General features: G+C 63.8%; 16 protein-coding genes and 1 pseudogene. 15 read left to right on the top strand and 2 right to left on the bottom strand.

Features of this window, described 5'->3' with window-relative positions; translation table 11 throughout:
- Window positions 1–106 precede the first annotated feature (106 nt).
- The 15 genes and pseudogenes from ACVIIV_RS25490 to ACVIIV_RS25420 all read left to right on the top strand — a co-directional run bounded on the left by ACVIIV_RS25490 (window position 107) and on the right by ACVIIV_RS25420 (window position 22370).
- Window positions 107–1246, top strand: coding sequence for a methionine ABC transporter ATP-binding protein (locus ACVIIV_RS25490; protein WP_456746597.1), 1140 nt, complete (start codon window positions 107–109; stop codon window positions 1244–1246).
- On the top strand, window positions 1236–1901 hold the full coding sequence (locus tag ACVIIV_RS25485) for a methionine ABC transporter permease (protein ID WP_456746596.1): 666 nt from the start codon (window positions 1236–1238) through the stop codon (window positions 1899–1901). The genes ACVIIV_RS25490 and ACVIIV_RS25485 overlap by 11 nt, the downstream gene beginning before the upstream one ends.
- A 524-nt stretch (window positions 1902–2425) precedes the next feature.
- Entirely contained in the window at window positions 2426–4414 is a 1989-nt protein-coding gene (locus ACVIIV_RS25480; RefSeq protein WP_456748823.1) for a TonB-dependent siderophore receptor, read from the top strand.
- 61 nt (window positions 4415–4475) lie between these two features.
- The gene (gene fsrB / locus ACVIIV_RS25475) at window positions 4476–5768 is read left to right on the top strand and encodes a siderophore utilization protein FsrB (protein WP_456746595.1); all 1293 of its coding nucleotides are present in this window, start codon (window positions 4476–4478) and stop codon (window positions 5766–5768) included.
- A 1083-nt stretch (window positions 5769–6851) separates the two neighbouring features.
- Window positions 6852–8483 (top strand): peptidoglycan-binding protein, encoded by a 1632-nt coding sequence (locus ACVIIV_RS25470; RefSeq protein WP_456746594.1) that lies wholly within the window; start codon window positions 6852–6854, stop codon window positions 8481–8483.
- Window positions 8484–9107: 624 nt separating this feature from the next.
- Window positions 9108–9425 carry a hypothetical protein gene (locus ACVIIV_RS25465; RefSeq protein WP_456746593.1) on the top strand — a complete coding sequence of 106 codons (318 nt, stop codon included), beginning with the start codon at window positions 9108–9110 and terminating at the stop codon, window positions 9423–9425.
- Window positions 9426–9481: 56 nt separating this feature from the next.
- Window positions 9482–9649: a hypothetical protein gene (locus tag ACVIIV_RS25460; protein WP_456746592.1), complete on the top strand. Its 168-nt coding sequence runs from the start codon at window positions 9482–9484 to the stop codon at window positions 9647–9649.
- 842 nt (window positions 9650–10491) lie between these two features.
- Window positions 10492–11307 carry a hypothetical protein gene (locus ACVIIV_RS25455; RefSeq protein WP_456746591.1) on the top strand — a complete coding sequence of 272 codons (816 nt, stop codon included), beginning with the start codon at window positions 10492–10494 and terminating at the stop codon, window positions 11305–11307.
- A 210-nt stretch (window positions 11308–11517) separates the two neighbouring features.
- Complete coding sequence (locus ACVIIV_RS25450) at window positions 11518–12237, top strand: DUF4956 domain-containing protein (protein WP_456746590.1); 720 nt, start codon at window positions 11518–11520, stop codon at window positions 12235–12237.
- Window positions 12238–12295: 58 nt separating this feature from the next.
- A pseudogene (locus ACVIIV_RS25445) lies at window positions 12296–12511 on the top strand (hypothetical protein); the annotation flags it as partial.
- Window positions 12512–12890: 379 nt separating this feature from the next.
- Window positions 12891–16091 carry an efflux RND transporter permease subunit gene (locus ACVIIV_RS25440; RefSeq protein WP_456746589.1) on the top strand — a complete coding sequence of 1067 codons (3201 nt, stop codon included), beginning with the start codon at window positions 12891–12893 and terminating at the stop codon, window positions 16089–16091.
- Entirely contained in the window at window positions 16088–17344 is a 1257-nt protein-coding gene (locus tag ACVIIV_RS25435; RefSeq protein WP_456746588.1) for an efflux RND transporter periplasmic adaptor subunit, read from the top strand. Before ACVIIV_RS25440 ends, ACVIIV_RS25435 begins: the two co-directional genes overlap by 4 nt.
- 417 nt (window positions 17345–17761) lie before the next feature.
- The gene (locus ACVIIV_RS25430; protein ID WP_456746587.1) at window positions 17762–18793 is read left to right on the top strand and encodes a TRAP transporter substrate-binding protein; all 1032 of its coding nucleotides are present in this window, start codon (window positions 17762–17764) and stop codon (window positions 18791–18793) included.
- A 15-nt stretch (window positions 18794–18808) separates the two neighbouring features.
- Window positions 18809–20698 carry a TRAP transporter large permease gene (locus ACVIIV_RS25425; protein ID WP_456746586.1) on the top strand — a complete coding sequence of 630 codons (1890 nt, stop codon included), beginning with the start codon at window positions 18809–18811 and terminating at the stop codon, window positions 20696–20698.
- A 22-nt stretch (window positions 20699–20720) separates the two neighbouring features.
- Window positions 20721–22370 (top strand): acyl-CoA synthetase, encoded by a 1650-nt coding sequence (locus ACVIIV_RS25420; protein WP_456746585.1) that lies wholly within the window; start codon window positions 20721–20723, stop codon window positions 22368–22370.
- Window positions 22371–22431: 61 nt separating this feature from the next.
- Here the strand turns inward: ACVIIV_RS25420 and ACVIIV_RS25415 are convergent, their stop codons facing one another.
- Both ACVIIV_RS25415 and ACVIIV_RS25410 read right to left on the bottom strand, forming a co-directional pair.
- Window positions 22432–23409, bottom strand: coding sequence for a TRAP transporter substrate-binding protein (locus tag ACVIIV_RS25415; RefSeq protein WP_456746584.1), 978 nt, complete (start codon window positions 23407–23409; stop codon window positions 22432–22434).
- A 39-nt stretch (window positions 23410–23448) separates the two neighbouring features.
- A complete protein-coding gene (locus ACVIIV_RS25410) occupies window positions 23449–24762 on the bottom strand; it encodes a TRAP transporter large permease (protein WP_456746583.1) in 1314 nt (437 codons plus the stop codon).
- Window positions 24763–24764 lie beyond the last annotated feature (2 nt).

The following is a 24764-nucleotide window of genomic DNA, read 5'->3' as shown; positions in this document are numbered from 1 at the left end:
GCGGTGCAGCGCGTTCCCCAAGGCGGTTTGCTGCTGCTTCAATCCCAGTCGCTGATGCGACCCGACTCTCGTTTGCCCTGTCGGGCTGGCGAGTGAACTATCGTGCATGAAGGCTTGCTCTATGAATGCTCACCAATCGCTTGCCGTCGGACAGCCGATTGCGCCGCCTGAAGCGATTTCCCCTGCCGCAACCGAGCCGGATGCGATGGTCCGCTTCGCCGGCATCTCGAAGACCTATCCCGCCTATCGCGGCAAGCCCGGCGTCAACGCGCTGCAAAACATCGACTTTGCGATTCCGCGCGGTTCCATCACCGGCGTGATCGGCCGCTCCGGCGCTGGCAAGTCGAGCCTGGTGCGGCTGATCAACGGGCTGGAGAAGCCGACCACAGGCCGCGTGGTCGTAGACAACAGAGACATCTCGGCCCTGACTGGCCGCGAGCTGCGGCTGGCGCAGCGCTCGATCGGCATGATCTTCCAGCACTTCAACCTGCTGTCGTCGCGCACGGCGGCCGACAATATTGCGCTGCCGCTGGAAATCGCCGGCTGGACCAAGGCCGACATCAAGGCCCGCGTCACCGAGCTGCTCGCGCTGGTCGGCATCGCCGACAAGCACGACCGCTACCCTTCCGAACTCTCCGGCGGCCAGAAGCAGCGCGTCGGCATCGCGCGGGCGTTGGCGACGCGGCCGAGCGTGCTGCTGTCGGACGAAGCGACCTCGGCGCTCGATCCGCAGACCACGCGCGCGATCCTCGACCTGCTCGCGAACATCAACCGCGAGTTAGGGGTGACCATCGTGCTGATCACCCACGAAATGTCCGTGGTGCGCCAGCTCGCCAAAGAAGTCGTGGTGCTCGATGCCGGCCGCGTCATCGAGCGTGGCCACGTCGCCGACATCTTCACGCATCCAAAACATCCGATCACGCAGTCCTTCCTGGCCGAGGTGATCGGCGACAGCCTGCCGGTGTCGCTGGCGAGCCGGATCGTTTCGGAGCGGCCTGCTGGCGGGCAAGCCGTGATCCGGGTCCAGGTGCGCGGGGCAGGGGCCGGCGACACCGTGGTGGCGCGGCTCGCCCGCGAGCTCGCCCTCGACGTCGCGCTGTTGTCGGCCCGCATCGACGAGATCGGCGGCCAGCACGTGGGCTCGCTGACGCTCGGAATTCCAGGCGGCGAGGACGCGGTGCCGCGGACGCTCGCCTGGATCTCTCAATATCAATTCTCGGCGGAGCGTCTCGGCTATGTCGCCTGAACTCATCAATCTGATCATCCAGGCCACCGGCGAGAGCCTGTACATGGTCGGCATTGCGGCGCTGCTCGGCACCGCCTTCGGCCTGCCGCTCGGCGTCTTCCTCGCCACCAGCCGCAAGGGCGAGCTGTTCGCATCACCCCTCGTCAATCGCGTGCTCGGCATCGTCGTCAATGCGACGCGGTCGACGCCCTTCATCATCCTGGTCGTCGCCATCATCCCGTTCACGCGCCTCGTCGCGGGCACCTCGATCGGCTCGACCGCCGCCATCGTGCCGCTGACCATCGCATCGACGCCGTTCATCGCGCGTCTGGTCGAAGCTGCGATTCGCGAGGTCGACGGCGGGCTGATCGAGACCGCGTCCTCGTTTGGCGCTTCGCCGCTTCAGATCGTGTTCAAGGTCCTGATCCCCGAGGCGCTGCCCGGCCTGCTGCTGGCGCTGACGCTCGCGGTGGTCAGCCTGCTCGGCTACTCCGCCATGGTCGGTGCCGTCGGCGGCGGCGGCCTTGGCGACCTCGGCATCCGCTACGGCTATCAGCGCTTCATGCCGGAGATGATGCTGGCCGTCGTGGTCGTGCTGATCGCGCTGGTGCAGCTCGTGCAGAGCGCCGGCGATTATCTGGCGCGCCGGGTCAACCGACGGCTGCGGCATCGCTGAACCGTTTCCAGATGTTGCGAACAGGCGGATTCTGAATTCTGCCTGTCTGGAAACATTCCAAACTCCGAAGCACGCCTGAGCGCATTCGCCGCAGGTGCTGCGCGCACGTCTGGAGAGATTCTAACGGCGTTCCTATCGCACTCGAAAACCGCTTGAGTTAGGGCGGGGCATCAAAAACGATACCGGCGAAGCCGGCAGTGCGTGGGGCCTCGAAAGACGTGACCGACTTCCAACTTTCTTCGCGTGGCGACACGCGTCGTCGACAGATTCAGGTGCTTTTCCTCGGGGCGGTCAGCACATTCTCCCTCGTCGTTCCCTTCCGTTCCGTGGAGGCGCAGACGCAAATTCCCGCAGTCACCGTCGAAGCGCCGGCGCAGCGCGCCCGTCCGGCGGCGATTGCTTCGTCGCGAAGGGCGGTGGCGACACGCACCGCACGCGCCAATCGTCGCGCTCCGGCGCAGCAGGCTGCGCCAACCCGGTCGGCATCATCGAATGGTGCCACGGGCGAACGCGCCAATGGTCCGGTGCGCGGTTTCGTCGCGACGCGGAGCGGCACCGCCACCAAGACCGATACGCCGCTGATCGAGACGCCGCAGTCGGTGTCCGTCATCACCACCGATCAGATCAGGAACCAGGGCGCGGTCTCGATCGGCGAGGCCCTGCGCTACACCGCCGGGGTCAGCGGCGACGTCAATGGCGGCTCGGACACCCGCTTCGGCGGCCTCCAGATCCGCGGCTTCGACATGACCATGCCGGGTCTCTACGTCGACGGCTTGCGGATTCCGTCCAGCAACTACGTGCATTTCAACGGCCTCGATCCCTATGGTGCCGAGCGCATCGAGGTTCTCAAGGGGCCGTCCTCCGCGATGTATGGCGGCAGCGGCACCGGCGGCATCCTCAACTACGTGACCAAGCTGCCGACGGCGCAGCAGTTCGGCGAGGTGTCGATCTCCGGCGGCAGTTTCAACCGCTATCAGGGCCAGTTCGACATGGGCGGCCCCGCCAACAAGGAAGGCACGGTGCTGTGGCGCCTGACCGGCGTCGTGCGTGACGGCCAGACTCAGGTCGACTTCACCAAGGACAACCGCGTCTTCATCGCGCCCGCCGTCACCTTCAAGCCGAACGAGGACACCACCATCACCTTGCTCGCCAATTATCAGCGCGATCGGGCAGGGTGGGGCCTCCAGTTCCTGCCGGCCTCGGGCACGGTGTGGCCGAACAACGGCCGCACCATTCCGGTCTCGTTCTTCGCCGGCGTGCCGAGCTTCAACGCGTTCAACACCGAGATCGCGACCGCCGGCTACCAGCTCTCGCACAACTTCACTGACAACATCACGTTCCGGCAGAACCTGCGCTACGCCTATCAGCACAACGAGGAAAAAGTGTTCTACGGCGGCGGCTATACTGACGAAGCCGCTGGGCAGCTCGCGCGCTATGGCAGCTACAGCAACTCCTACATCAACTCCTTCGCCGTGGACAATCAGCTCCAGGGCAAGTTCAACACCGGCATCCTCAGCCACACCACGCTGGTTGGCGTCGACTACCGCAACACGTCCTTCCGTGACATCGCCTTCGGCGTCACGACGTCGGCGCCCGAGATCAACGTCTTCAATCCAGTCTACAGCTACGACTGGACCATCGGCGCCATGAGCGACAACACCGGCGTCAAGCAGTCGCAGGTGGGTCTCTATGCGCAGGATCAGATCAAGCTCGGCCGGCTCTCGTTCCAGCTCGGCGGCCGTCAGGATTTCGTGACGACGCAGGTCGACAACGGTATCGCCAACACGACGGTCGCGAAGGACGCTTCGGCCTTCACCGGCCGAGCCGCCGTCATGTACAATTTCGACAACGGCATCGCGCCCTATTTCAGCTACTCGGAATCGTTCCTGCCGGTGCTCGCGACCGGTTTTGGCGGACAGATGCTCAATCCCGAGACCGGCGTCCAGTACGAGGTCGGCGTCAAGTACCAGCCGCTCGGCTGGAACGCGCTGTTCACCTTCGCCGCGTTCGACCTGACGCGCGACAACGTCGTCACCTACGTGCCTGCAGCCACCTATGCCGAACAGACCGGGCAGGTGAAGTCGCGCGGCATCGAGCTCGAAGGCACGATGTCGCTCGCCGACGGCTGGAACCTGCGCGCGGCCTATGCCTATGTCGACGCCATGGTCACGCAGGATCCGGTCAATGTCGGCAAGGCGCCGGTCACCGTGCCGCTCAACCGCGCCTCGCTGTGGAGCGACTATACGCTGCAGAACGGGCCGCTCGCGGGCCTGCAGTTCGGCGGCGGCATCCGCTATGTCGGCGCGACCTGGGGCGATGACGCCAACACCTTCAAGGTGGGCGCCTCGACCGTGCTGGATGCGCTTTTGGCCTACACCCATGACAATTGGCGGCTGTCGCTGAACGTGACAAACCTTGCCGACACGCGCTATGTCGCTGCGTGCTACAGCCTGGCGGGCTGCTTCTATGCCGAGGGACGCAAGGCGATCGGCAAGCTGACCTATCGCTGGTGAGTTCGATGTGAAGATGGTCCGGCGCTGGGGGGCTGGACCCGCTGGATGAGAGTGGAAGACGATGAGAGCGATATTCGGCAGGCTGCATCGCTGGGCGGGACTGCTCACGGCGGGATTCCTGTTCTTCTCCGGCGTCACCGGCGCGATCATCTCCTGGGACCACGAGATCGACGACGTCCTGAACAGCCATCTGTTCGACGTCAGCAGCAAAGGCCCGGCGATTCCCTCGATCGAGCTCGCCAAGATGATCGAGCAGCGCGATCCCCGCGCGCGCGTCGTTTATCTCTTCATGACGCCGGAGCAGGGCCACTCGCTCTGGTTCTTCGTCATGCCGCGGATCGATCCCGCAACCGGCAAGCGTTACCCGCTCGACTACAATCAGGTTTTCCTCGATCCCAATACCGGTGCGGAGCTCGGCCGGCGCTATTGGGGCGCGGTGTGGCCCGTCACGCGCGAGAACTTCGTCTCGTTTCTCTACAAGCTGCACTACACGATGCACATCCCGGAGTTCTGGGGCAGCGACCGCTGGGGCATGCGCGTGCTCGGCATCATCGCCATCATCTGGACCATCGATTGCTTCGTCGGGTTCTATCTGACGCTGCCCTCGCGCCGGCGCGCCAAGGCCGCGCGGGCGCCTGAAGTCGCACGCCAGCTCGAGCGTGGCTTCTGGGCGCGCTGGGCGCCGGCCTGGACCATCAAGACCTCGGGCAGCGCCTACCGGATCAATTTCGACATTCACCGCGCCTTCAGCCTCTGGACCTGGGGCGTGCTGTTCATCATCGCCTTCACGGCGTTCTCGCTGAACCTCTATTTCGAGGTGTTCTCACCGCTGATGAAGATGGTGTCGAATTACACGCCGACGCCCTATGAGCAGCGGCCGTATCGGGATCTCGACGATCCCATCGAGCCCAAGGTGACGTTCGCCGACATCGCGACGCGCGCCGCCGCCGATGGCAAGGCGCGCGGGTGGACCACCCCGGTCGGTTCGATCAATTACGGCCCGGCCCATGGCGTCTATGCCGCCGCCTTCTTCCATCCCGGCGACGACCACGGCGCCGGCGGCGTCGGCCCGGCGCAGCTCTATTACGACAGCGAGGACGGCCGCCCGATCGGCGAGCGGCTGCCCTGGGTCGGCACCGCTGCCGACATCTTCGTGCAGGCGCAATTCCCGCTGCATTCGGGCCGTATCGTCGGACTGTTCGGGCGCATCCTGATCTCGGTGATGGGCCTCGTAGTCGCCGCGCTCTCGGTGACCGGCGTCGTGATCTGGTGGCGCAAGCGCCGCGCCCGTGTTCGCGTGCGCGAGACCGCCGCGATGCGCCTGACCCGGCAGCAACTCACGCCGGCAGAGTAGGGCGCTCGTCCGGTCTTCGGATGAACCTTGCCGCGAAAGCGAGCCTCGGTGTGAATCCGCGGCGCGCGTCCGGAGTCACGCGCCGCGCTGCGATTGCGGTCCCCTGAGGAAATTTAGGAACCAAGAACATTCCGGGACGGTTTTGTGAGTTGCAGGGAAATCCCACTTGCCGAAGGCGGTACCGCCAGGAGGCAACTGATGAGTGATCAATCCAAGCCGGTAAGTGCAAGCGCTTCCTCTCGCAACAAGCCCGATAAAGGTCTATCTCGTCGCGGCTTCATCGCAAAATCGCTCTGCGGCGCAGCGCTTGCGGGCGCGGCTGCGGCTCCGGCGTGGGCCCACGGCACGGCAGGATCCGCCACGGGTGCCTATGCGCGCGCACGCAGGCCTATCCCGAAAGAGGTCGCGCAGTATCAGTATCAACCAAACGGAGCCCAGCGCTGCGGGGTTTGTGCGCATTTCCGGCCCCCCGGCAGCTGCGAGATCGTTGCCGGACCTATCAGCCCGGACGGGTGGTGCCGTTACTTCCGCGGCGCGCGAGGTTCGCGCGGCTCGTCTGGCCCGGGCAGAAGCTATTGAGTGGTACTGCGATTGCTCGCCGTGCGTCGCGCGCGAAGGGCACAGTCTCGTCTCGCCCTGCCACGACACACGGCCTGCGCATGACCCCTTGAGATTGCCCAACGCCATCGCCGCCGGAGTCCAACGACAGCAGCTCGCCTTGCTGCCAGTGCTGCGCCGCGCCTCGGCGGCAGCAGCTCACGCCGGCAGAGTAGGGTGCGGCATCGCAGGCCCTGCACGACGTAATGTAATGGTGCAACGGCTCCCAACGACCGGCCGTCGACCGCCAGCACCGCAGCCCTTACGGAGCGGAAAGAAGGAGCAATTGGTTCCCAGGGCGGGCGCGAGAACGTCGCGCCGAAAGTCGTCTCGGAACGGGTCGGAGGCTCGGCTGTTTCCTCGGAAGGCAGGTAAACGAATGGATCCGCGCAGCGTGATCTCTTTCAAGCTTGGCGCCCTTTGCGGAAAAACCGGCAGTCGGCGTCAAGCTTCGCAAGAGAAAACGCGGAGCTGAGGAGTTTAGTGATGCAAAGCAAGATCGTGAAAAGCAGGTTTCTTCTGACCACGGCTGTGCTGTTGGCCGGCGTTAGCCTGGCTTCCGCCCAAGGCATGCGGGAAGGCGGCGGCGCGGGCGGAGGTGCCGGCCTCGGGGCCGGAACTGGTGGCGGCGAACACGGAATGTCGTCCGGCCCGTCGGCAGGACGCTCCGGCGGCGAAATGCACGGAAGTCCTTCGGGCGCCGGACGCAGTGAAGTGCTGACCGAAGGCCGTGGCCAAGGGCTGCGAGACGGCGGTCGGGCTGAAGGTCAGAGCGAGCGGCAGATGGGGCGTGGCGAAGCCCAGCGCGGACAGAATCTGCAAGGGCAAACGACAGGGCAGGCCCGAGAGAGCGGGCGCGCCGAAGAGCGGAGCGAACGGCAATCCCAGCGCGGTCAGGCCGAGCGAAATCAGACGGTGGGCCAGAGCCCGAGCCGGCAGGAGCGCACAGGCCGCTCTGATAGCCTAAGCAAGCAAGGCCAGCAGGCGCCGCAGAACCGCGCCGGCGCTACAAACCAGACGCAGGGCACCACCACCGGACAGGCCAAGGGGCCGCACGCAACAACCGGCCAGAACACCAAGGCGGGTCAAGGTACCACAGGCACCTCGGCCCAGCAGCAGCCTGGAACAACGCAGGGTCAGTCGACGCAAGGCCAGGCTACTCAGGGCCAACCGATTCAGAGCCAGGCCCAGCAGACTGGTGCAGCCGCTCAAGATCAGCAGAATGCCGCGGTCCAGACTGAGGCCGGGCGCACCGTGACGGCGCAGCAGCAGAGCACGATTCAGCAATCGGTGCTGTCGGCGAACAATGTGCCGCGTGTGAACGTCAACAGCATCAACTTCTCTGTCAGTCCGGGCGTGATCGTGCCGACCGGCGTCGGCTTCGTTTCGGTGTCCGCCTATCCCGCGCTGATCGACGTGTTCCCGTACTATCGCGACGACAGCTTCTTCGTGGTCGACGACGAGATCGTGTTCCTCGATCGCAGCCGCCGCGTGGTCGACATCGTGCCGGTCGGGCCGCGGACGCACTTCGCGCGTCGCTCCAGCAGCAACAGCTTCGCGGCAATGGACCTGAGCCCGCAAGAGATCCGAGAGGTACAGCAGGTGCTGATCGATCGGGGCTTGCTGGTTGGCGCGGCTGACGGCGTGCTGGGGTCCCGTACCCGAGAAGCGCTGATTACGTTCCAGCGTCAGCAAGGCTTCCAGACCAGCGGTAGCATTGATACGCGCACCGTAGCGGCTCTGGGCCTGTCGAACAGAATCGGGCAGGGTGCTGCGCAAGGCTCCACCGTCGGCCAGTCAGGCACGCAGCCTTCGCAGCAGGGCACAACCGGGCAAACGACGGGGCAGACGAACCCGTCGCAGAACCAATCGACAACCGGCCAGACTGATACGCAGCAGCCGTCTGCCCAGCAGCAAACCCCTGCTCAGCAGAACACGACGGGCCAGGCTGCTCCGCAGAACCAGTCCACCGTCGGCCAGAGCAACAGCCAACCGAACGCGACGCAGAACGCGCCGTCCAGTCAGCCGAGCCAGAGTAACAACGCACCATCCTCAAGCTCGGGGCAGGGCGCGCAGACCCCGGCGCAGAATTCCGGTCAGGGTCCGACCACCAAGTAGCACGCGCAGGATGAGCCCCGCTGCAGAGCGGGGCTCATCCTCGTCGGTGGTAGGTTGCTCGCGTGACGCGATCGGGCCAGTTCTTTACGTGGATCGCACCGAATGCTCGTGCACTAAGTTCCGCTTATAAAAATGACTGCAAGCCGTCGCAGCGCGAAACCACAATTCGGATAGTGCCAACCGTCTGGTGCGCCGGATTGCCAAATTATCCCAAATTGGAACTGGCGGCCCGTATGGGTGTTGTTCGCGTTCGACATCGTGATTGTGGAGGCTTCGAGCTACAAGATCGTGGCCGTCCCGCCGTATTCGGGCCGTTAGACTGCGTCAGCGCCATTGCGTACCGAACAGCGCAAGACGACCTTCAGTGACGCGACCGCGAGGTGATCCGCAAGCATGCGAGGGCGCGCCCGGTCGAACGCGAGCAGCGCACCACCGGGAGCACAGTCCGCAGGAGATCCGGACTGGCGAACGGAAGGCGTGGAGATCGACGCATTCCCAGAGGACGTCTATCGGGAGGCGCCGGGTCTGCGGGAGTACCGGTACATCAACCCGGACAGCCGTACCGACATTGTCGAACCGCATGAGCGGCGCATCATAGAATCATCACAGAGGAGGAGAGACAAGATGAAAACTATGGCATTGGGACTTCTGGCAGCCACCGTTGCCGGCTCGGCGGCCCTTGCAGCTCCGATCAGTCCTACAGCCGTCGGCTCGATCGAGGCTTCCGGCATCGAGGAGGTGCGACTGGTTTGTAACGAGTACGGTCGTTGTTTCCGAACCCGCGGTCCCCGCTACGTCCAGCGCTATTACGGCGGCGACGATGGCTATGTGGTGCGTCGCAGCTACGGATACTATGGCGGTCCGCGGTACTATGATCGCGGCTACGGCTACTACGGCGGCGGTCCGAGCATCGGCTTCAGCTTCGGCACCCGGAGCTGGTAAGCGAGAAAAAAGGGCCGCTCTCGAGGCGGCCCTTTCGAAACGATTGGGATCGTGAGATGTCCGCCGTTGCGAAGCTACTCGGCGAGAGGCGACAGCTCCTGGTACGGCTCGAGGCCAATCCAGGGCCGAACGAACGCGCCGAGATCCAGGCGCTGCTCGCCAAGATCGATACCGCGTTGAAGCTGCTCGAGCCCGAGACCTCTTCTGGGCCGAACGACGAATAATCGGCGCAAGCTGGAAGCATGTCTAATCACCAGATCATACGGCGGATTGCGGGGTAGGAATATGATGCGAGCAGTCGCCGGCCTGACGGCAGGCATTCTCGTTCTCGTTGCAGGCCCTGCCTACGTGGAGGCCCGCGCCTATCCGATGCGGGCCTTTGACGGCGCATGGCATTTGACGTTTCAGACCCGGGCAGGTTCATGCGATCCGAACTATGAGTTCGATGTGAATATCTTGAACGGCAACATTACTCATCCGAATCTGGTGAGATTCCATGGAAGGGTTTCGCCGAGCGGCGCAGTACGTGCATCGGTCACGGTACAGGACAAGCACGCCACGGGTAGGGGGCGATTGCAGCCGACGCACGGAGTGGGATCATGGAGCGGCTATTCTGGCTCGGCCAGGTGCAGCGGAACATGGAGCGCCCGCAAAGTTTAACGGACGCTTCTACGGGGTATGCGGAGGGTCCTGCAGCGGCTATCGATTTGTGCTCCCGGACCGGAGCCCCAGCTCGAACGTTGGGAGCCGCGCTGGGCGCGCGCCTGATTGGCGTTCCGTGTAGGAAACGCAATCTGCAAATCCAACGAGGCAACGAAGGTTCTGGTCAGCCCAAGATCCGTGCGAATTCAAAGTTCGCAATCGGAAAACTGACAAATACATTGACTCGTGAGCGAAGCAGGCGGGACGGGATCTTTTGGTACGCGTCTCGCGCCTACGACTGCCATGTCCATGCCCTCGAAACGCGGCAGTGACATCGTTGCTACGGCCGCAGGCGTGCAGCCGATGAACCTTGCGTCGAGGCGCGGACACAAAACCGAGATTACCTCAAGTCTACGGAAATCGCATGAAATCCCGTGCCTTGCTCTGCCTGCTCGTCTTCGGGTCCTGCGCACATGCGGCCACGCCCGAGCAGCACTATCTCGACCTGCGCGACCGCTACATCGTCAAATTCTCGAAGGCCAAGGAGAGCGAAGAGACCTCGAAGCAGCATGACGCGGCGCTCAGGGAGCTCGCCGTCGCGCTGCGCACGCTGGTGGGCCCGGTCGCGATCAAGGGGCTTCCTGCCGACGGCAAGTCGAATGTCGACACGCTGTTCATGGGAGACATCGGCTTCGGTCATCTCGACGGGCTCAGCTTCGCGTCGGAAGGCTACAAGACGCAAGTCGTGGTGACCACGACCGGGCTGTTCAAGCACTGGCTTGCCGAGCACCGCGAGGACGGCATGCCACAGGAGATCGGCGCGGCACTCAGGTCGGACCGCTTCTACTATTACGCCATTCAGGACGCCGCTTTCGCCAGATATGCGGAGCTGCCGATCACCAGGCCCGCCGGCGCGAGCGCCGCGGTCGCTGTGCTCGGCGTGCGTGGCAATGGCGGGCTCAAGGGGCCGCCGGGCGAGATTGGCGTGGTTGCGATCCAGGACGCCAAGGTCTTCTACCTTGCCGCAGCCGACGCGGTGAAGACGGCCGAGATCCCGGTCTGCGAGATGGTCTGGAAGCAGATGATGGCCAGGAAGGTCCCGCAGGACGCCATGGCCCGCGAAGACCAGGCGATGGACGCCTACACCAAGTGCTTTGCCCAGGAGGCGCCAAGCCAGAGCTGGTTCGCGGCTGCCATCAAGAAGGCGCAGAGCCAGCTCGATCTGCTGCCGCTGCGCTAGAGCTTGGGCCGGGCCCGACGGGTGACGTCGGCCAGGTGAAGACCAATTTCACGACGAAATCACGCTCGAACAACTACCAAAGCCCGGTGCTGCCAGATCAGCCAGCGCGGCATCGACGCAGGGCTCCTGCACGCCCTATAATAGAGTCTTTCGCCTCACAACTTTATCGCTAGTTTCTCTAAAGAACAATCGTCCCCGATATTGCAATCGATGGCCGTCGATTTGGGAGCACAAGCGGCGATGACACCACAGATCGAGTACGTTCTCGCCGCCACGGTCCTGTCAATCGCGCTTGGTCTGCTGATCGGCTTCGCTTACGCGCGCGGTTACCGCGGGATGTTGCTCTCGGCCTCGTTCGTTCACGCCTGCGTCGTCATTGTACCGCTGACAGCGTTGGTGATGCACACGATCCGCTCGGCCACGGCGTTCGACAACGCCAACCGGGCCATGGGCGAGGGGTTCGCCTTCGCGTTGATCGGCCTTCTTGGCCTCATCCGATTCCGAACGATCGTCCGCGACACGCGAGAGTTCACCTTCGTCTTCATATCGATCGTGACGGGCGTTGGCATCGGAGGCGGCCAGTTCGTTCTGACCGCAGGCGGATGCGTGTTCGTGCTGATCCTCCTGATCGTCTTGGAGCGCATAAAGTTCGGCACCCCCCGCGCGCCCTCGCTGCGCGTCAAGGCCATGGGCGCCGAAGATGCATTCGCACAGTACGAAACCGCCCTGAGACGCGTTGCCGAACACGTCAATTCCGTGTCTTTGCGGCACACGGCTGATCGCGGCACGACCTACGCGTTTGAGATTGTCGCCGGCGAGGGCCAAGACATCCCGACCATTGCTGCGGCCGTTCGCGCCGTGCCAGGAACGTCGGAGGTCAACGTCGTTCGCCTGCAGCGCGGCAAAGGCCCGGAGGGGGACGGGGATTGATCCTTGCGGAAACGAACGGCAAGTCGATCCAGAGGCGGCCCATCCGGGCAGACTAACAAGCATCGCAGCCGCCGTACTCGGCGTGCGTGGCAATGGCGACCTCAAGGGCCCACCGGATGAAATCGACGTCGTCGCGATCCAGGGCGAGAAGGTCTATTTCCTCGCGGCAAGCGAGGCCGTGACGACGGCCCCGGTCCCGACCTGCGAGAAGGTCTGGACGCAGATGGAAAACACAGATTCAGCTCGACCTATTGCCGCTGCGCTAACGCGCGGAGCAAGCCTGGGCGCCGCATCGCCTATCAAGGCCGCTGGACCTCCTAGCCGTCTGCGCCTCGCCACGCGGCTCGCATGGTCTTGAGATTCCGTGCGAGGGCGCTCACCGATTTGTGGTCGAATAGCGCGCATCATTGCCGTGAATTAACACCACACGGCATTCACTTCTGATCTCCTGCTGCCATGTTTGCTCTCGACTGCAATTCCGGACGCGCGAAGCCGGGAGTGTGAGCGGGGTTCATCGTCGACCCTCAAGGCCAAGAACCATCCAGGAGCGCACGAGGTGGGCCGCACGGGCAACATGCCGCGTGCAATGCGTCAACGCTGATCTGGACAGCCGTGGTGGCCGCAAGCGGCCGCAACGTGGCGAGGAGTGCTCGATGGGTATCGTTCGTTTCGCCTTGCGATTTCCCCACACCTTCTACGTGGTCGCCGCGCTGATCCTGTTCCTCGGCGCAGTCACCTTATTCGCGATGCCGACCGACATCTTTCCGGATATCGACATCCCGGTCGTGACCGTGATCTGGAGTTATACCGGCCTTAGCACGCCGGAAATGGAGCAACGCGTCACCACCTACAGCCAGTACTCGATCAGTTCGAACGTCAACGGCATCAGGAACATCGAGGCACAGACCATGGCTGGCCTGTCGGTGCAGAAGATCTACTTCCAACCCGACGTCAATCTCGACCTCGCCATTTCGCAGATCGTCTCCGCAACCAACGCCATCCGCGCACTGATGCCGCCCGGCATCCAGGCGCCGGTCGTCGTGCAGTTCAACGCCTCGAGCGTGCCCGTGCTCCAGGTCAGTCTGAGCTCCGATACGTTGAGCGAGCAGCAGCTCTACGACTACGGCATCTATCGCATCCGTCAGCAACTGGCGCCCATTCCGGGCATCACGCTGCCGACGCCTTCGGGCGGAAAATACCGCCAGATCATGGTCGATCTCGATCCAGCCAAGCTGGTCGCCAAGGGGCTGACGCCGCTCGACGTCGTCAATGCGGTCAACGCCCAGAACCTGACGCTGCCGGCAGGCACCGCAAAGATGGGTGACAAGCAATATGTCGTCCGGACCAATGCGACGCCGCCATCAATCAAGGACCTCAACAACATCCCGATCAAGGTCGTCAACGGCGCCACAATTTTTGTCAGGGACGTCGGGCAGGTTCATGATGGCTGGCTGGTGCAGCAGAATGTCGTGCGCCAGAACGGCCGCCGTTCGGTGCTGCTCAGCATCATCAAGAACGGCAACGCCTCGACGCTTAGCGTGGTCAACGCGGTTCACAAGGCGCTCGAATCCGCACGCGCCGCCGCACCTCCGGGCATGCGTATCGACGAACTGTTCGATCAGTCGGTGTTCGTCAAGCAATCGGTGGAAGGCGTGCTGCGCGAGGGCGCCATCGCAGCCGCGCTGACAGCGCTGATGATCCTGCTGTTCCTTGGATCATGGCGCTCGACGCTCGTGGTGATGATCTCGATTCCGCTATCGATCCTCACATCGCTGATCGTGCTCCACTTCCTCGGGGAGACCCTCAATACGATGACGCTGGGGGGACTGGCGCTGGCCGTCGGTATCCTGGTCGACGATTCCACGGTCACGATCGAGAACACCCATCGCCTGCTCACGGAGGAGGGACAGCCTCTGTCGCAGGCAACGCTGCACGGCGCGGCCGGCATCGCCATACCCACGCTCGTCTCGACACTGGCGATCAGCTGCGTCTTCACGTCGGTCGTCTTCCTGGAAGGGCCGGCCAAATATCTGTTCACGCCGCTCGGCCTTGCGGTGGTCTTCGCGATGCTGGCGTCATACGGGTTGTCGCGGACATTGACGCCGATCATCATCGGTCTCCTGCTCAAGGGCGAGCACCACGGCGAGACCGATGCTGCGCCGCGCGGTCCGCGCGGTCCCTTCGCGCGCTTTCATGCGGCCTTCGAGCGACATTTCGAGGCGATGCGCCATGCCTATTCGCATACCCTGACTAGGTTGATCGAGCATCGCTTCATCATTCCTGCCGGCATGGTCGCCGTTCTGGCACTCGGCCTCGTGCTGTTCCCCATGGTCGGCCGCGACTTCTTCCCGGTCATCGACGGGGGACAGATCCAGCTCCATGTGCGCGCGCCGGCCGGAAGCCGGATCGAGAACACCGAGGCGATCTTTCAGCAGGTCGAGGACAAGATCCGCGAGATCGTTCCGGAGAAGGATCGGGCCCTCATCGTCGACAATATCGGCCTGCCGGCGCGCTCCTATAACCTGGCGTTCAGCGACGGTTCGACCATCGGCGTCAATGATGGCGTCATCCTGGTTTCGCTGAAGGAAGGCCACCGGCCAACGGCCGACTACGTGCGCAAGCTGCGCGAAGCCCTGCCGGCTGCGTTTCCGGAAGACACTTTTTACTTCCAGGCGGCCGACATCGTCACCCAGATCCTCAATTTCGGGCTGCCGGCCCAGATCGACGTGCGAACCGTGGGCTACGACAAGGCGAACAACCTGAAGGTCGCCAACGAGTTGCGCCGGCGTATCGCCGCGATTCCGGGAATCGCCGACGTCCATCTCCAGCAGGAGGTCAACGCACCGGCCTTTTACGCGAATATCGACCGCACCCGCGCAGCGCAGCTGGGGCTCAATGCCGATACGATCGCGAGCAACCTCAACGTCAGCCTGAGCTCTTCGGAGCAGGTGATGCCGAATTTCTGGACTGACCCCACGTCCGGCATTCCCTATTACTTCGCAGTGCAGACGCCCGAGCGGGAGATATCATCGCTCAACGATCTCGCCAACACCCCGGTATCGACGTCGCTGGCGTCACCGCAGACTGACACGCCCATTCCCGGCCTGCTGAGCAACGTCGCCACGTTCCAGCGCGGCACGATCCCGACCAACGCCAACCAGGCCAATGTGCAGCCGGTATACGAGGTCTATGCCAGCGTCCAGGATCGCGATCTCGGCAGCGTGGCGAGCGACATCACCAAAGTCACGGCCGATGTTCAGAAGCAGCTCAAGCCCGGCAACACGATCCAGGTCACCGGCCAGATCCAGAGCATGAACAGTGCCTTCATCAACCTCGGCACAGGACTGCTGTTCGCCGCCGTGCTCGTCTATCTGCTCATGGTCGTGAATTACCAGAATTTCGGCGATCCCTTTGTCGTCATTCTGGCCTTGCCGGCCACGCTCTGCGGCATCCTGACCATGCTGTTCATTACCGGCACGACACTCAATGTGCCGTCGCTGATGGGCGCGATCATGGCGGTCGGCGTCGCCTCGGCGAACTCGATCCTGCTCGTGACCTTTGCCCGCGAGCAGCAGCTCGCAGGCAAGACCGCCTTTGAAGCCGCGGTCGAGGCCGGCCATACCCGAATCCGGCCGGTTCTGATGACCGCGGCCGCGATGATCGTCGGCATGATCCCGATGGCGATCGGCGCGGCCGGCGAGGAACAGAACGCCGCGCTGGCCCGCGCCGTCATCGGGGGGCTGCTGTTCGCAACGCCGACCACGTTGCTGGTCGTGCCCTACCTGTTCGCGGTTCTTCGCAAGCGCAATGACGGCAGGACACATCACGGGGTATTCGACGAGGTGGTGGAATGAACTTCAACGGACCAATCGAGCCCGAGCGCGTGACCGAACCCGATCGGAACCCGGACATCACGCCTCGACGGCGGGCTCGTCGGGGAGGGCGCCTCGCCGCCTTCAGCCTGATCCTCATTTCCGGCGCGCTGCTGGCGGCGGGCGCTTGGCGCCAACATGCCGAGCACCGCCAGGTACTAGCGACAGCCGAGCAGCAACGAGATTTTGTTCCGCAAGTCCGTGTGGCCGCCGTCGAGCCCGCCGATAATGTCGAGGTCGTCGAGCTGCCGGCGACGACCTCCGCATTTGCGAGCGCCAACATCTTCGCCCGCGCCAGCGGTTATATCGCCATCCGCGCCGTCGATATCGGCGACCACGTCAAGGCAGGGCAGTTGCTCGCCGAGATCGAGGCCCCCGAGCTCGATCACCAGATCGCCCAGGCGCAGGCGACACTCGCCCAGCTCAATTGGTCGTACCAGCAGGCGCAGGCGAACCGGGAGCTCGCCAAGGTCACGTGGGACCGCGATCGGCCGCTGGTCGACAAGGGCTGGCTGACCGCGCAGCAGGGCACCATCGACGAGCAGACTCTGAAGGCCCAGGAGGCCGCGGTATCGGTGGCGCAGGCCAACATCACGGCCGAGGAGGCGCAGTTGCAGGTGCTCCGCCAGCAGAAGCTGTATCAGCGCGTGGCGGCTCCATTCGACGGCGTCATCACCCAGCGCAATGTCGACGTCGGCAGCCTGGTCCAGGCCGATGCCACCTCGGGCACGTTCATGTTCACGCTCCAGCAGGGCAACGTCATCCGTACCCAGGTGTTCGTGCCGCAGGACGCCGCATTCGGCCTCAAGCCTGGCATTGCCGCGGTCGTCCACATACCCGAGATCCCGGACCGGACCTTTCCAGGCACCGTGACCCGGATAGCGGATGCACTCCAGCCCGGCTCGCGGACGCTGCTGACGGAGGTCGACATCCCGAATCCCGATGCGGCGCTCACGTCGGGGATCTACTGCACCGTAGAGCTCCGCATCCCACGCCGGACGCCAAGCTTCCAAATCTCGGCCGATGCAGTGATCTTCAATGCCAAGGGGACGCAAGTCGCCGTGGTCGAGAATGGAGTCGTGCATTTCAGGAGGATCCACGTGCTGCGCGATCTCGGCCGTCAGCTCGAGGTCGACAGCGGGGTCAAGCGCGGCGATCAGATCATTCTCAATCCGTCCGTGGACCTTGCCGACGGAGCCAAGGTCCAAACCCGGACGACGACTGCCGCTTCATAGGCCGCTAGGCCGTAATAGAGATCGATCGATAGAAGGTGAGTAGCGGTTCCAGGCACCGCGGCGGCCGGATAGGTCCGGAGCCCCCAAGGCATATCCACAATTCGCATAAGGTATATTATGGAATATATTTATATACAATCAGATCAATTGTTTAGCTATAATTCCTGCCACCGCATCTTCACTTGAGCCCGCTTTCGGTGCGCGCCTCGACTGTCGTCCCAACTCTTGACGGCTACTGTGCATGGGGTTGTTTTTCAGATTTTGAAATCGCGCCCATCTTTCCAAAAGCCCGTATTGCCGTGATCTTGTCCGGCTGCAATAAGCGAGCCCTCGCGAGATCGCAGATGACCTTCAGGCCGACCGTCCGTATAGGTTTGCATCTCAGAACAACAACAAACCTTCCGAGGAAGCAGACCCATGGTCCTTTCCACGCGCTTTTCCCGACGCACGCTTCTCAAGGCCTCCGCCGCGACCGCGGTCCTGGGCGGCCTTAGTGCGCCCCATGTGGCCCGCGCCCAGAGCGCCGAGTTCACCTACAAATATGCCAATAACCTGCCCGACACCCATCCGCTGAACGTGCGCGCCAAGGAGATGGCGGCGGCGATCAAGAGCGAGACGAACGGCAAGTTCGACCTCCAGATCTTCCCGAATAACCAGCTCGGGTCCGATACCGACATGCTGAGCCAGATCCGCTCCGGCGGCGTCGAGTTCTTCACGCTGTCAGGCCTGATCCTGTCGACCCTGGTGCCGGCGGCGTCCATCAACGGCATCGGCTTCGCGTTCCCGGACTACGACACGGTCTGGAAGGCCATGGACGGCGATCTCGGTGCCCATGTCCGCGGCGAGATCAAGAAGTCCGGTCTCGAGGTCATGGACAAGATCTGGGACAACGGCTTCCGCCAGACCACGTCGTCGACCAAGCCGATCACCGGTCCTGACGACCTCAAGGGCTTCAAGATCCGCGTTCCGGTGTCGCCGCTGTGGACCTCGATGTTCAAGGCGTTCGACGCGGCGCCCGCCTCGATCAATTTCAGCGAGGTCTATTCGGCGCTCCAGACCAAGATCGTCGAGGGCCAGGAGAACCCGCTGGCGATCATCTCGACGGCAAAACTCTACGAGGTGCAGAAGTACTGCTCGCTGACCAACCACATGTGGGACGGTTTCTGGTTCCTGGCCAACCGCAGAGCCTGGGAAAAGCTACCGCAGGACGTGCGCACCATCGTTGCCAAGAACATCAATGCCGCCGCGGTCAACGAGCGCGCCGATACCGCCAAGCTCAATGCCAACCTGCAGCAGGAACTCGCGGCCAAGGGCCTGACCTTCAATCAGCCGGCCGTGGCGCCGTTCCGCGACAAGCTGCGCACCGCCGGCTTCTATGCCGAGTGGAAGGGCAAGTACGGCGACCAGGCCTGGGACCTCCTGGAAAAAGCCGTCGGCAAGCTGTCGTAACGCGTTGGGGCCGTCATGGCTCATGTCGAGGTCGAGGCGATCGAAGTGGCGGGCGAGGTGACGTTGCAGTCCCCTCGCCGACCATCGCTGCTGGCGTCACTTGAACGCGCGCTCGGTCTCCTCGTCGAAATCCCGGCGGCGATCCTGGTCGTCGCCGAGATCGTGATCCTGTTTGCCGGCGTGGTCGCGCGCTACGGCCTGCACCGGCCGTTGATCTGGTCGGACGAGCTCGCCTCGATCCTGTTCCTGTGGCTGGCGATGCTGGGCGCGGCGGTCGCATTCCGCCGCTCCGAGCACATGCGCATGACCGCGGTCGTCGCCAGCGCGAGGCCTGCGATGCGGGCCTATCTCGATCTGGTCGCGACCTCGGCAGCACTGGCGTTTCTGATCCTGATCGTCTGGCCGGCCTGCGACTACGCCTATGAAGAAAGCTACATCACCACCCCGGCGCTGCAGATCTCCAACATGTGGCGCGCCGCCGCGCTGCCGGCCGGCATCGGACTGATGGCGGCCTTTGCCTTGCTGCGGCTGCTGCGCGCGGCCGACTACCGGATGGTCGCCGCCGCCGCGATGTCGATTGCGGTCGTGATCGGCCTGTTCTGGCTGGCGGAGCCGTTGCTGCGGCCACTCGGCAATCTCAACCTCGTCATCTTCTTCGTCGGTGTCGCCGGCTTCTGCGTCTTTGCCGGCGTTCCCATTGCGTTCGGCTTTGGCCTCGCGATCTTCGGCTATCTCGCGCTGACCACGCGGACGCCGGTCATGGTGCTGATCGGGCGGATGGACGAGGGCATGAGCCACCTCATCCTGCTCTCAGTGCCGCTGTTCGTATTCCTCGGGCTCCTGATCGAGATGACCGGCATGGCGCGGGCCATGGTGGCCTTCCTGGCGAGCCTGCTCGGCCATGTCAGGGGCGGCCTGCACTACGTGCTGGTCGGCGCCATGTACCTGGTCTCCGGCATTTCCGGCGCCAAGGCCGCCGACATGGCCGCGGTGGCGCCCGTGCTGTTTCCCGAGATGAAAGAGCGCGGCGCCAAGCCAGGCGATCTCGTCGCGCTTCTGGCGGCGACGGGCGCCCAGACCGAGACCATTCCGCCGAGCCTCGTGCTGATCACGATCGGCTCGGTCACCGGCGTCTCTATCGCGGCGCTGTTCACCGGCGGCCTGCTGCCCGGCGGCGTGCTCGCGATCACGCTGTGCATGCTGGTGTGGTGGCGCTACCGCCGCGAGGACATGAGCCAAATCCGCCGTGCCACGGCATCCGAGATCGGCAAGACCTTCATCGTCGCCCTGCCCGCGCTCGCGCTGCCCTTCGTGATCCGCTACGCCGTGGTCGAGGGCATCGCGACGGCGACCGAGGTCTCCACCATCGGCATCGTCTATGGCGCTCTCGTCGGCCTCCTCGTCTACCGCCGCTTCGACTGGCGGCGGCTGTTTCCGATGCTGGTCGAGACGGCGGCGCTGTCGGGTGCGATCCTCCTGATCATCGGCACGGCGACCGGTATGGCCTGGGGCCTGACCCAATCAGGATTCTCGCGCTCGCTGGCCGCCGCCATGACGGGACTACCCGGGGGCGCGGCGACCTTCATCGCCGTGTCGATCCTGGCCTTCACCATTCTCGGAAGCGTGCTGGAGGGCATCCCGGCCATCGTGCTGTTCGGCCCGCTGCTGTTTCCGATCGCCCGCGCAGTCGGCGTGCACGAGGTTCACTATGCCATGGTGATCATTCTGGCTATGGGTATCGGGCTATTCGCCCCGCCCTTCGGCGTCGGCTATTATGCCGCCTGCGCCATCGGACGCGTCGATCCGGCCGAAGGCATCAGGCCGATCTGGGGCTATCTGCTGGCGCTACTGGTGGGATTGATCATCGTCGCGATCTTCCCCTGGATATCGATCGGATTCCTTTGAGACGCATTTGAGGAGGGTGTCGATGAGTGAGCGGCAGAACCCATACAATATCGGCCTCGACAAGACTCCCGCCAACTACGTGCCCCTGAGCCCGCTGAGCTTCCTCGCGCGCAGCGCTGCGGTCTATCCCGATCACGTCAGCACGGTCTATGAGGGCCGCAGCTTCACCTGGGCACAGACCTACGAGCGCTGCAGGCGCTTTGCGTCGTATCTCGCGGGCAAGGGCATCGGCGTCGGCGACACCGTGGCGGCGATGCTGCCGAACATTCCGGCGATGAACGAGGCGCACTTCGCCGTGCCCATGACCGGCGCCGTGCTCAACGCCCTCAACATCCGTCTCGATGCGCCTTCGATCGCATTTCAGCTCGATCACGGCGGGGCGAAGATCATTCTTGTCGATCCCGAATTTTCCAACGTGATCACCGACGCACTGGCGCAGATGAGCGGGCCAAAGCCATTCGTGATCGATGTCGACGACGCCGCCTTCAAGGGCGGCAAGCGGATCGGCGAGATCGAATATGAGGCCGCCGTTGCCCAAGGCGATCCCGGCTTCGCCGCGATCACGCCGAATGACGAATGGGACGCGATCGCGCTGAGCTACACCTCGGGTACGACGGGAAATCCCAAGGGCGTCGTCACTCATCATCGCGGCGCGTACTTGAACGCGGTCAGCAACATCCTTGCCGGCAATCTCGGCCAGCATCCGGTCTATCTCTGGACGCTGCCGATGTTCCACTGCAACGGCTGGTGCTTCCCGTGGACCATTGCGGCCGCTGCCGGCATCAATGTTTGCCTGCGCAAGGTCGAGCCGACCAGGATCTTCGAGCTGATCAGACAGCACGGCGTCACCCACATGTGCGGCGCGCCGATCGTCTACAACACGCTGATCAACGCGCCGGATGCGCCAAAAGGCGATGCCGCCCGCCGCGTCGTTGGCCTGATCGCCGGCGCTGCGCCGCCGGTCGCCGTGCTCGAAGGCGCCGAAAGCATCGGCATCAAGCTGACGCATGTGTACGGCCTGACCGAGGTCTACGGCCCGGCCTCCGTCTGCGCCGAGCAGCCGGGCTGGGATGACCTGCCCGCCGCCGAGCGCGCACGCATGAAGCGCCGGCAGGGCGTGGCCTACCCGCTCGAGGAAAGCGTCACCGTCATCAACCCGCAAACGATGCAGGAGGTGCCGCGCGATGGCGAAACCATCGGCGAGGTCATGTTCCGCGGCAACATCGTGATGAAGGGCTATCTCAAGAACGAGAAGGCGACCAAGGAAGCCTTCGAAGGCGGCTGGTTTCACACCGGCGATCTCGGGGTGCTCGACGAGCACGGCTACGTCATCATCAAGGACCGCTCCAAGGACATCATCATTTCCGGCGGCGAGAACATCTCCTCCGTCGAAGTCGAGGACATCCTCTACAAGCACCCGGCCGTGCTGTTCGCAGCCGTAGTCGCAAAACCCGATCCGAAATGGGGTGAAGTGCCCTGCGCCTTCGTCGAACTGAAAGACGGCGCCAGCGCGAGCGAGGCCGACATCATCGCCTTCTGCCGTGCGCAGATGAGCGGCTTCAAGACGCCTAAGGCGGTCGTATTCGGGCCGATCCCGAAGACGTCCACGGGCAAGATCCAGAAATTCCTGCTGCGCAACGAAGTCGGATCAGTGAAGGCGATCTCGGCCTGAGAGCAGCCTGGAGAGTCTTCCGCCCGCACGCCCAAGCACGGCGAGCGGAAGACCTCCGTCCTCACATCTTCTTGTAGGCGTCGACGACCGCCTGACCGTCAGCCCCTGCCTTCTTGAGCCAGTCGGCCGTGAGCTGCTCGCCGATCTTCTGGAAGCCGGCCTTGAGTGCCGGGCTCGGCGGCTCGACGGTCATGCCTTTCGCTTTGAGCTGGTCGATGTACCAGGTGCTCTTGTCCTGCCAGGCCTTCCAGCCGCGGGTTTCCGCCGTTGCGGCGGCCTTGAGGATGGCCTCCTGGGTCGGCTTGTCGAGCGCCTCGAACGCAGCCTTGTTGACGAATGTGTAGTCCTTCGGAATCCAGGCCTGCACGTCATAGAAATACTTGAGCGACTCCCAGGCTTTCGCATCATAGCCGGTGCCGCCCGACGACATGAAAGAGTTCACCACGCCCGTCGCCAGCGCCTGCGGCAGCTCGGCCGCCTGGATCGTGACCGATTGCGCGCCGACCAGCTCGCCGATGCGGGCGGTTCCGACATTGTAGGCCCGCCATTTCAGGCCTTTCATGTCCTCGATCGTCGCCAGCGGCTTGTTGACATAGACGCCCTGCGGCGCCCACGGCACGGCGAACAGCAGCTTCAGACCCTGCGCATCGAGCTTCTTGGTGATCGCAGGCTTGGAGGCCTGATACAGCTTCATCGCGTCGGGGAAGCTGGTGGCGAGGAACGGCACGACGTCGATACCGAAGAGCGGGTCCTCGTTCTCGTGAATCGACAGCAGCACCTCACCCATCTGCGCCTGCCCGGTCACCACCGCGCGCTTGATGTCGGGGGCCTTGAACAACGAGGCACCGGGATGAACCGTGATCTGGAGCTTGCCGGACGTGGCGGCTTCGACGTCCTTGGCAAACGCAACCAGGTTTTCGGAGTGCGGATTGTCGGCCGGATACGCTGCCGGCAGATTCCATTTGGTTTGGGCCAAGGCAGGTGTCGCGGCCAGCATGGCGCTGGCAATCAGACCTGCACGAACTAAACGAGACTTCATCGGGCTTCTCCTCACGGTCGAATTGAAAGCGTGGCGTGATCAATCTGGAAAGGCAAGCTTCGGCAGGAACATTACGATCTGCGGATACTCGGTAATGATGAATACGGCGGCCAGCAGCAGGAGAAAGAACGGAAACGCCGCTCGCGCGACCGTAAACGTATCGCGGCCGCTCATGTTCTGGAGCACGAACAGATTGAAGCCGACCGGCGGCGTGATCTGCGCCATCTCGACGTGAATGATGAGATAGACGCCGAACCAGACCAGGTCGAGTCCGGCCTGCTTGACCATGGGCAGCACGATGACGGCTGTCAGGACGATCATCGAGATGCCGTCGATCAGGCAGCCCAGGATGATGTACATGATGCTCAGATACAGCGCGAGCATACCCGGCGTGAGCTGTTGCCCCTGGACCCAGGTGGCGAGCGCGGCCGGAATGCCCGTATAGGCCATCGCAGCCGTGGTGTAAGCCGCACCTGCCAGGATCAGCATGATCATGCAGGTCAGGCGCGTCGCACTCATGATACTCTCGAGGAAGTTCTTGCGCGTGAGCGTGCCGCTCCACCACGCCAGCAGCAGCGCGCCGGACACGCCCCACGCCGCGCATTCCGTCGCGGTCGCGAAGCCCAACACCAGTGAAAGAAACACGGCCAGGATCAGCAGCAGGCAGGGCGCGAGCTTGGCGGACTCGCGGAGCTTCTGCCGGAATGGGATCGGCGGATCGCGCGGCGGAATCTTCTTCGGGTTGAGCAGCGACCAGATGATGATGTAGCCGGAATAGAGCACGATCACGAGCAATCCCGGCAGGAAGCCGCCGAGAAATACTTGAAGCACGGAGACGTTCGCGGTGACAGCATAGACCACCATCGGGATCGACGGTGGGATCAGCAGACCGAGCGTGCCGGAGCCCGCGAGCGAGCCGAGGCTCAGGCCCTTGTCGTAGCCGCGCTTGTCGAGCTCGGGCAGCGCGATCTTGCCGATCGTCGCGCAGGTCGCCGCCGAAGAACCCGAGACCGCGGCGAAGATGCCGCAGCCGATCACGTTCACATGGGTCAGGCGTCCGGGCAGCCACTGCACCCATGGCGACAGGCCGCGGAACATTTCCTCCGACAATTTGGTGCGGAAGAGGATCTCTCCCATCCAGATGAACAATGGCAGCGCCGCCAGCGTCCAGGATGAGCTCGCGCTCCAGGTGGTGGTCGCAAGCACGGTGCCGAGCGGCAGGCTCGTGGTGAGCGCCATCGCCACGAAGCCGACCAGCCCGAGCGAGACCGCGATCCAGACGCCGCTTCCCAGCAGCAGGATCATGACGCCGAGCAGGACGAACGACAGCTCGATCATGCCGAGATTGGCCATGG

This window comes from Bradyrhizobium sp. USDA 4354, assembly GCF_054060315.1.
This window is presented reverse-complemented; position numbering and strand designations above follow the sequence as displayed.

Coding starts and splice junctions, on each gene's coding strand:
- ACVIIV_RS25490 (WP_456746597.1), top strand. CDS start 107: ATGAAGGCTTGCTCTATGAATGCTCACCAATCGCTTGCCGTCGGACAG.
- ACVIIV_RS25485 (WP_456746596.1), top strand. CDS start 1,236: ATGTCGCCTGAACTCATCAATCTGATCATCCAGGCCACCGGCGAGAGC.
- fsrB (WP_456746595.1), top strand. CDS start 4,476: ATGAGAGCGATATTCGGCAGGCTGCATCGCTGGGCGGGACTGCTCACG.
- ACVIIV_RS25470 (WP_456746594.1), top strand. CDS start 6,852: ATGCAAAGCAAGATCGTGAAAAGCAGGTTTCTTCTGACCACGGCTGTG.
- ACVIIV_RS25465 (WP_456746593.1), top strand. CDS start 9,108: ATGAAAACTATGGCATTGGGACTTCTGGCAGCCACCGTTGCCGGCTCG.
- ACVIIV_RS25460 (WP_456746592.1), top strand. CDS start 9,482: ATGTCCGCCGTTGCGAAGCTACTCGGCGAGAGGCGACAGCTCCTGGTA.
- ACVIIV_RS25455 (WP_456746591.1), top strand. CDS start 10,492: ATGAAATCCCGTGCCTTGCTCTGCCTGCTCGTCTTCGGGTCCTGCGCA.
- ACVIIV_RS25450 (WP_456746590.1), top strand. CDS start 11,518: ATGGCCGTCGATTTGGGAGCACAAGCGGCGATGACACCACAGATCGAG.
- ACVIIV_RS25440 (WP_456746589.1), top strand. CDS start 12,891: ATGGGTATCGTTCGTTTCGCCTTGCGATTTCCCCACACCTTCTACGTG.
- ACVIIV_RS25435 (WP_456746588.1), top strand. CDS start 16,088: ATGAACTTCAACGGACCAATCGAGCCCGAGCGCGTGACCGAACCCGAT.
- ACVIIV_RS25430 (WP_456746587.1), top strand. CDS start 17,762: ATGGTCCTTTCCACGCGCTTTTCCCGACGCACGCTTCTCAAGGCCTCC.
- ACVIIV_RS25425 (WP_456746586.1), top strand. CDS start 18,809: ATGGCTCATGTCGAGGTCGAGGCGATCGAAGTGGCGGGCGAGGTGACG.
- ACVIIV_RS25420 (WP_456746585.1), top strand. CDS start 20,721: ATGAGTGAGCGGCAGAACCCATACAATATCGGCCTCGACAAGACTCCC.
- ACVIIV_RS25415 (WP_456746584.1), bottom strand. CDS start 23,409: ATGAAGTCTCGTTTAGTTCGTGCAGGTCTGATTGCCAGCGCCATGCTG.
- ACVIIV_RS25410 (WP_456746583.1), bottom strand. CDS start 24,762: ATGGCCAATCTCGGCATGATCGAGCTGTCGTTCGTCCTGCTCGGCGTC.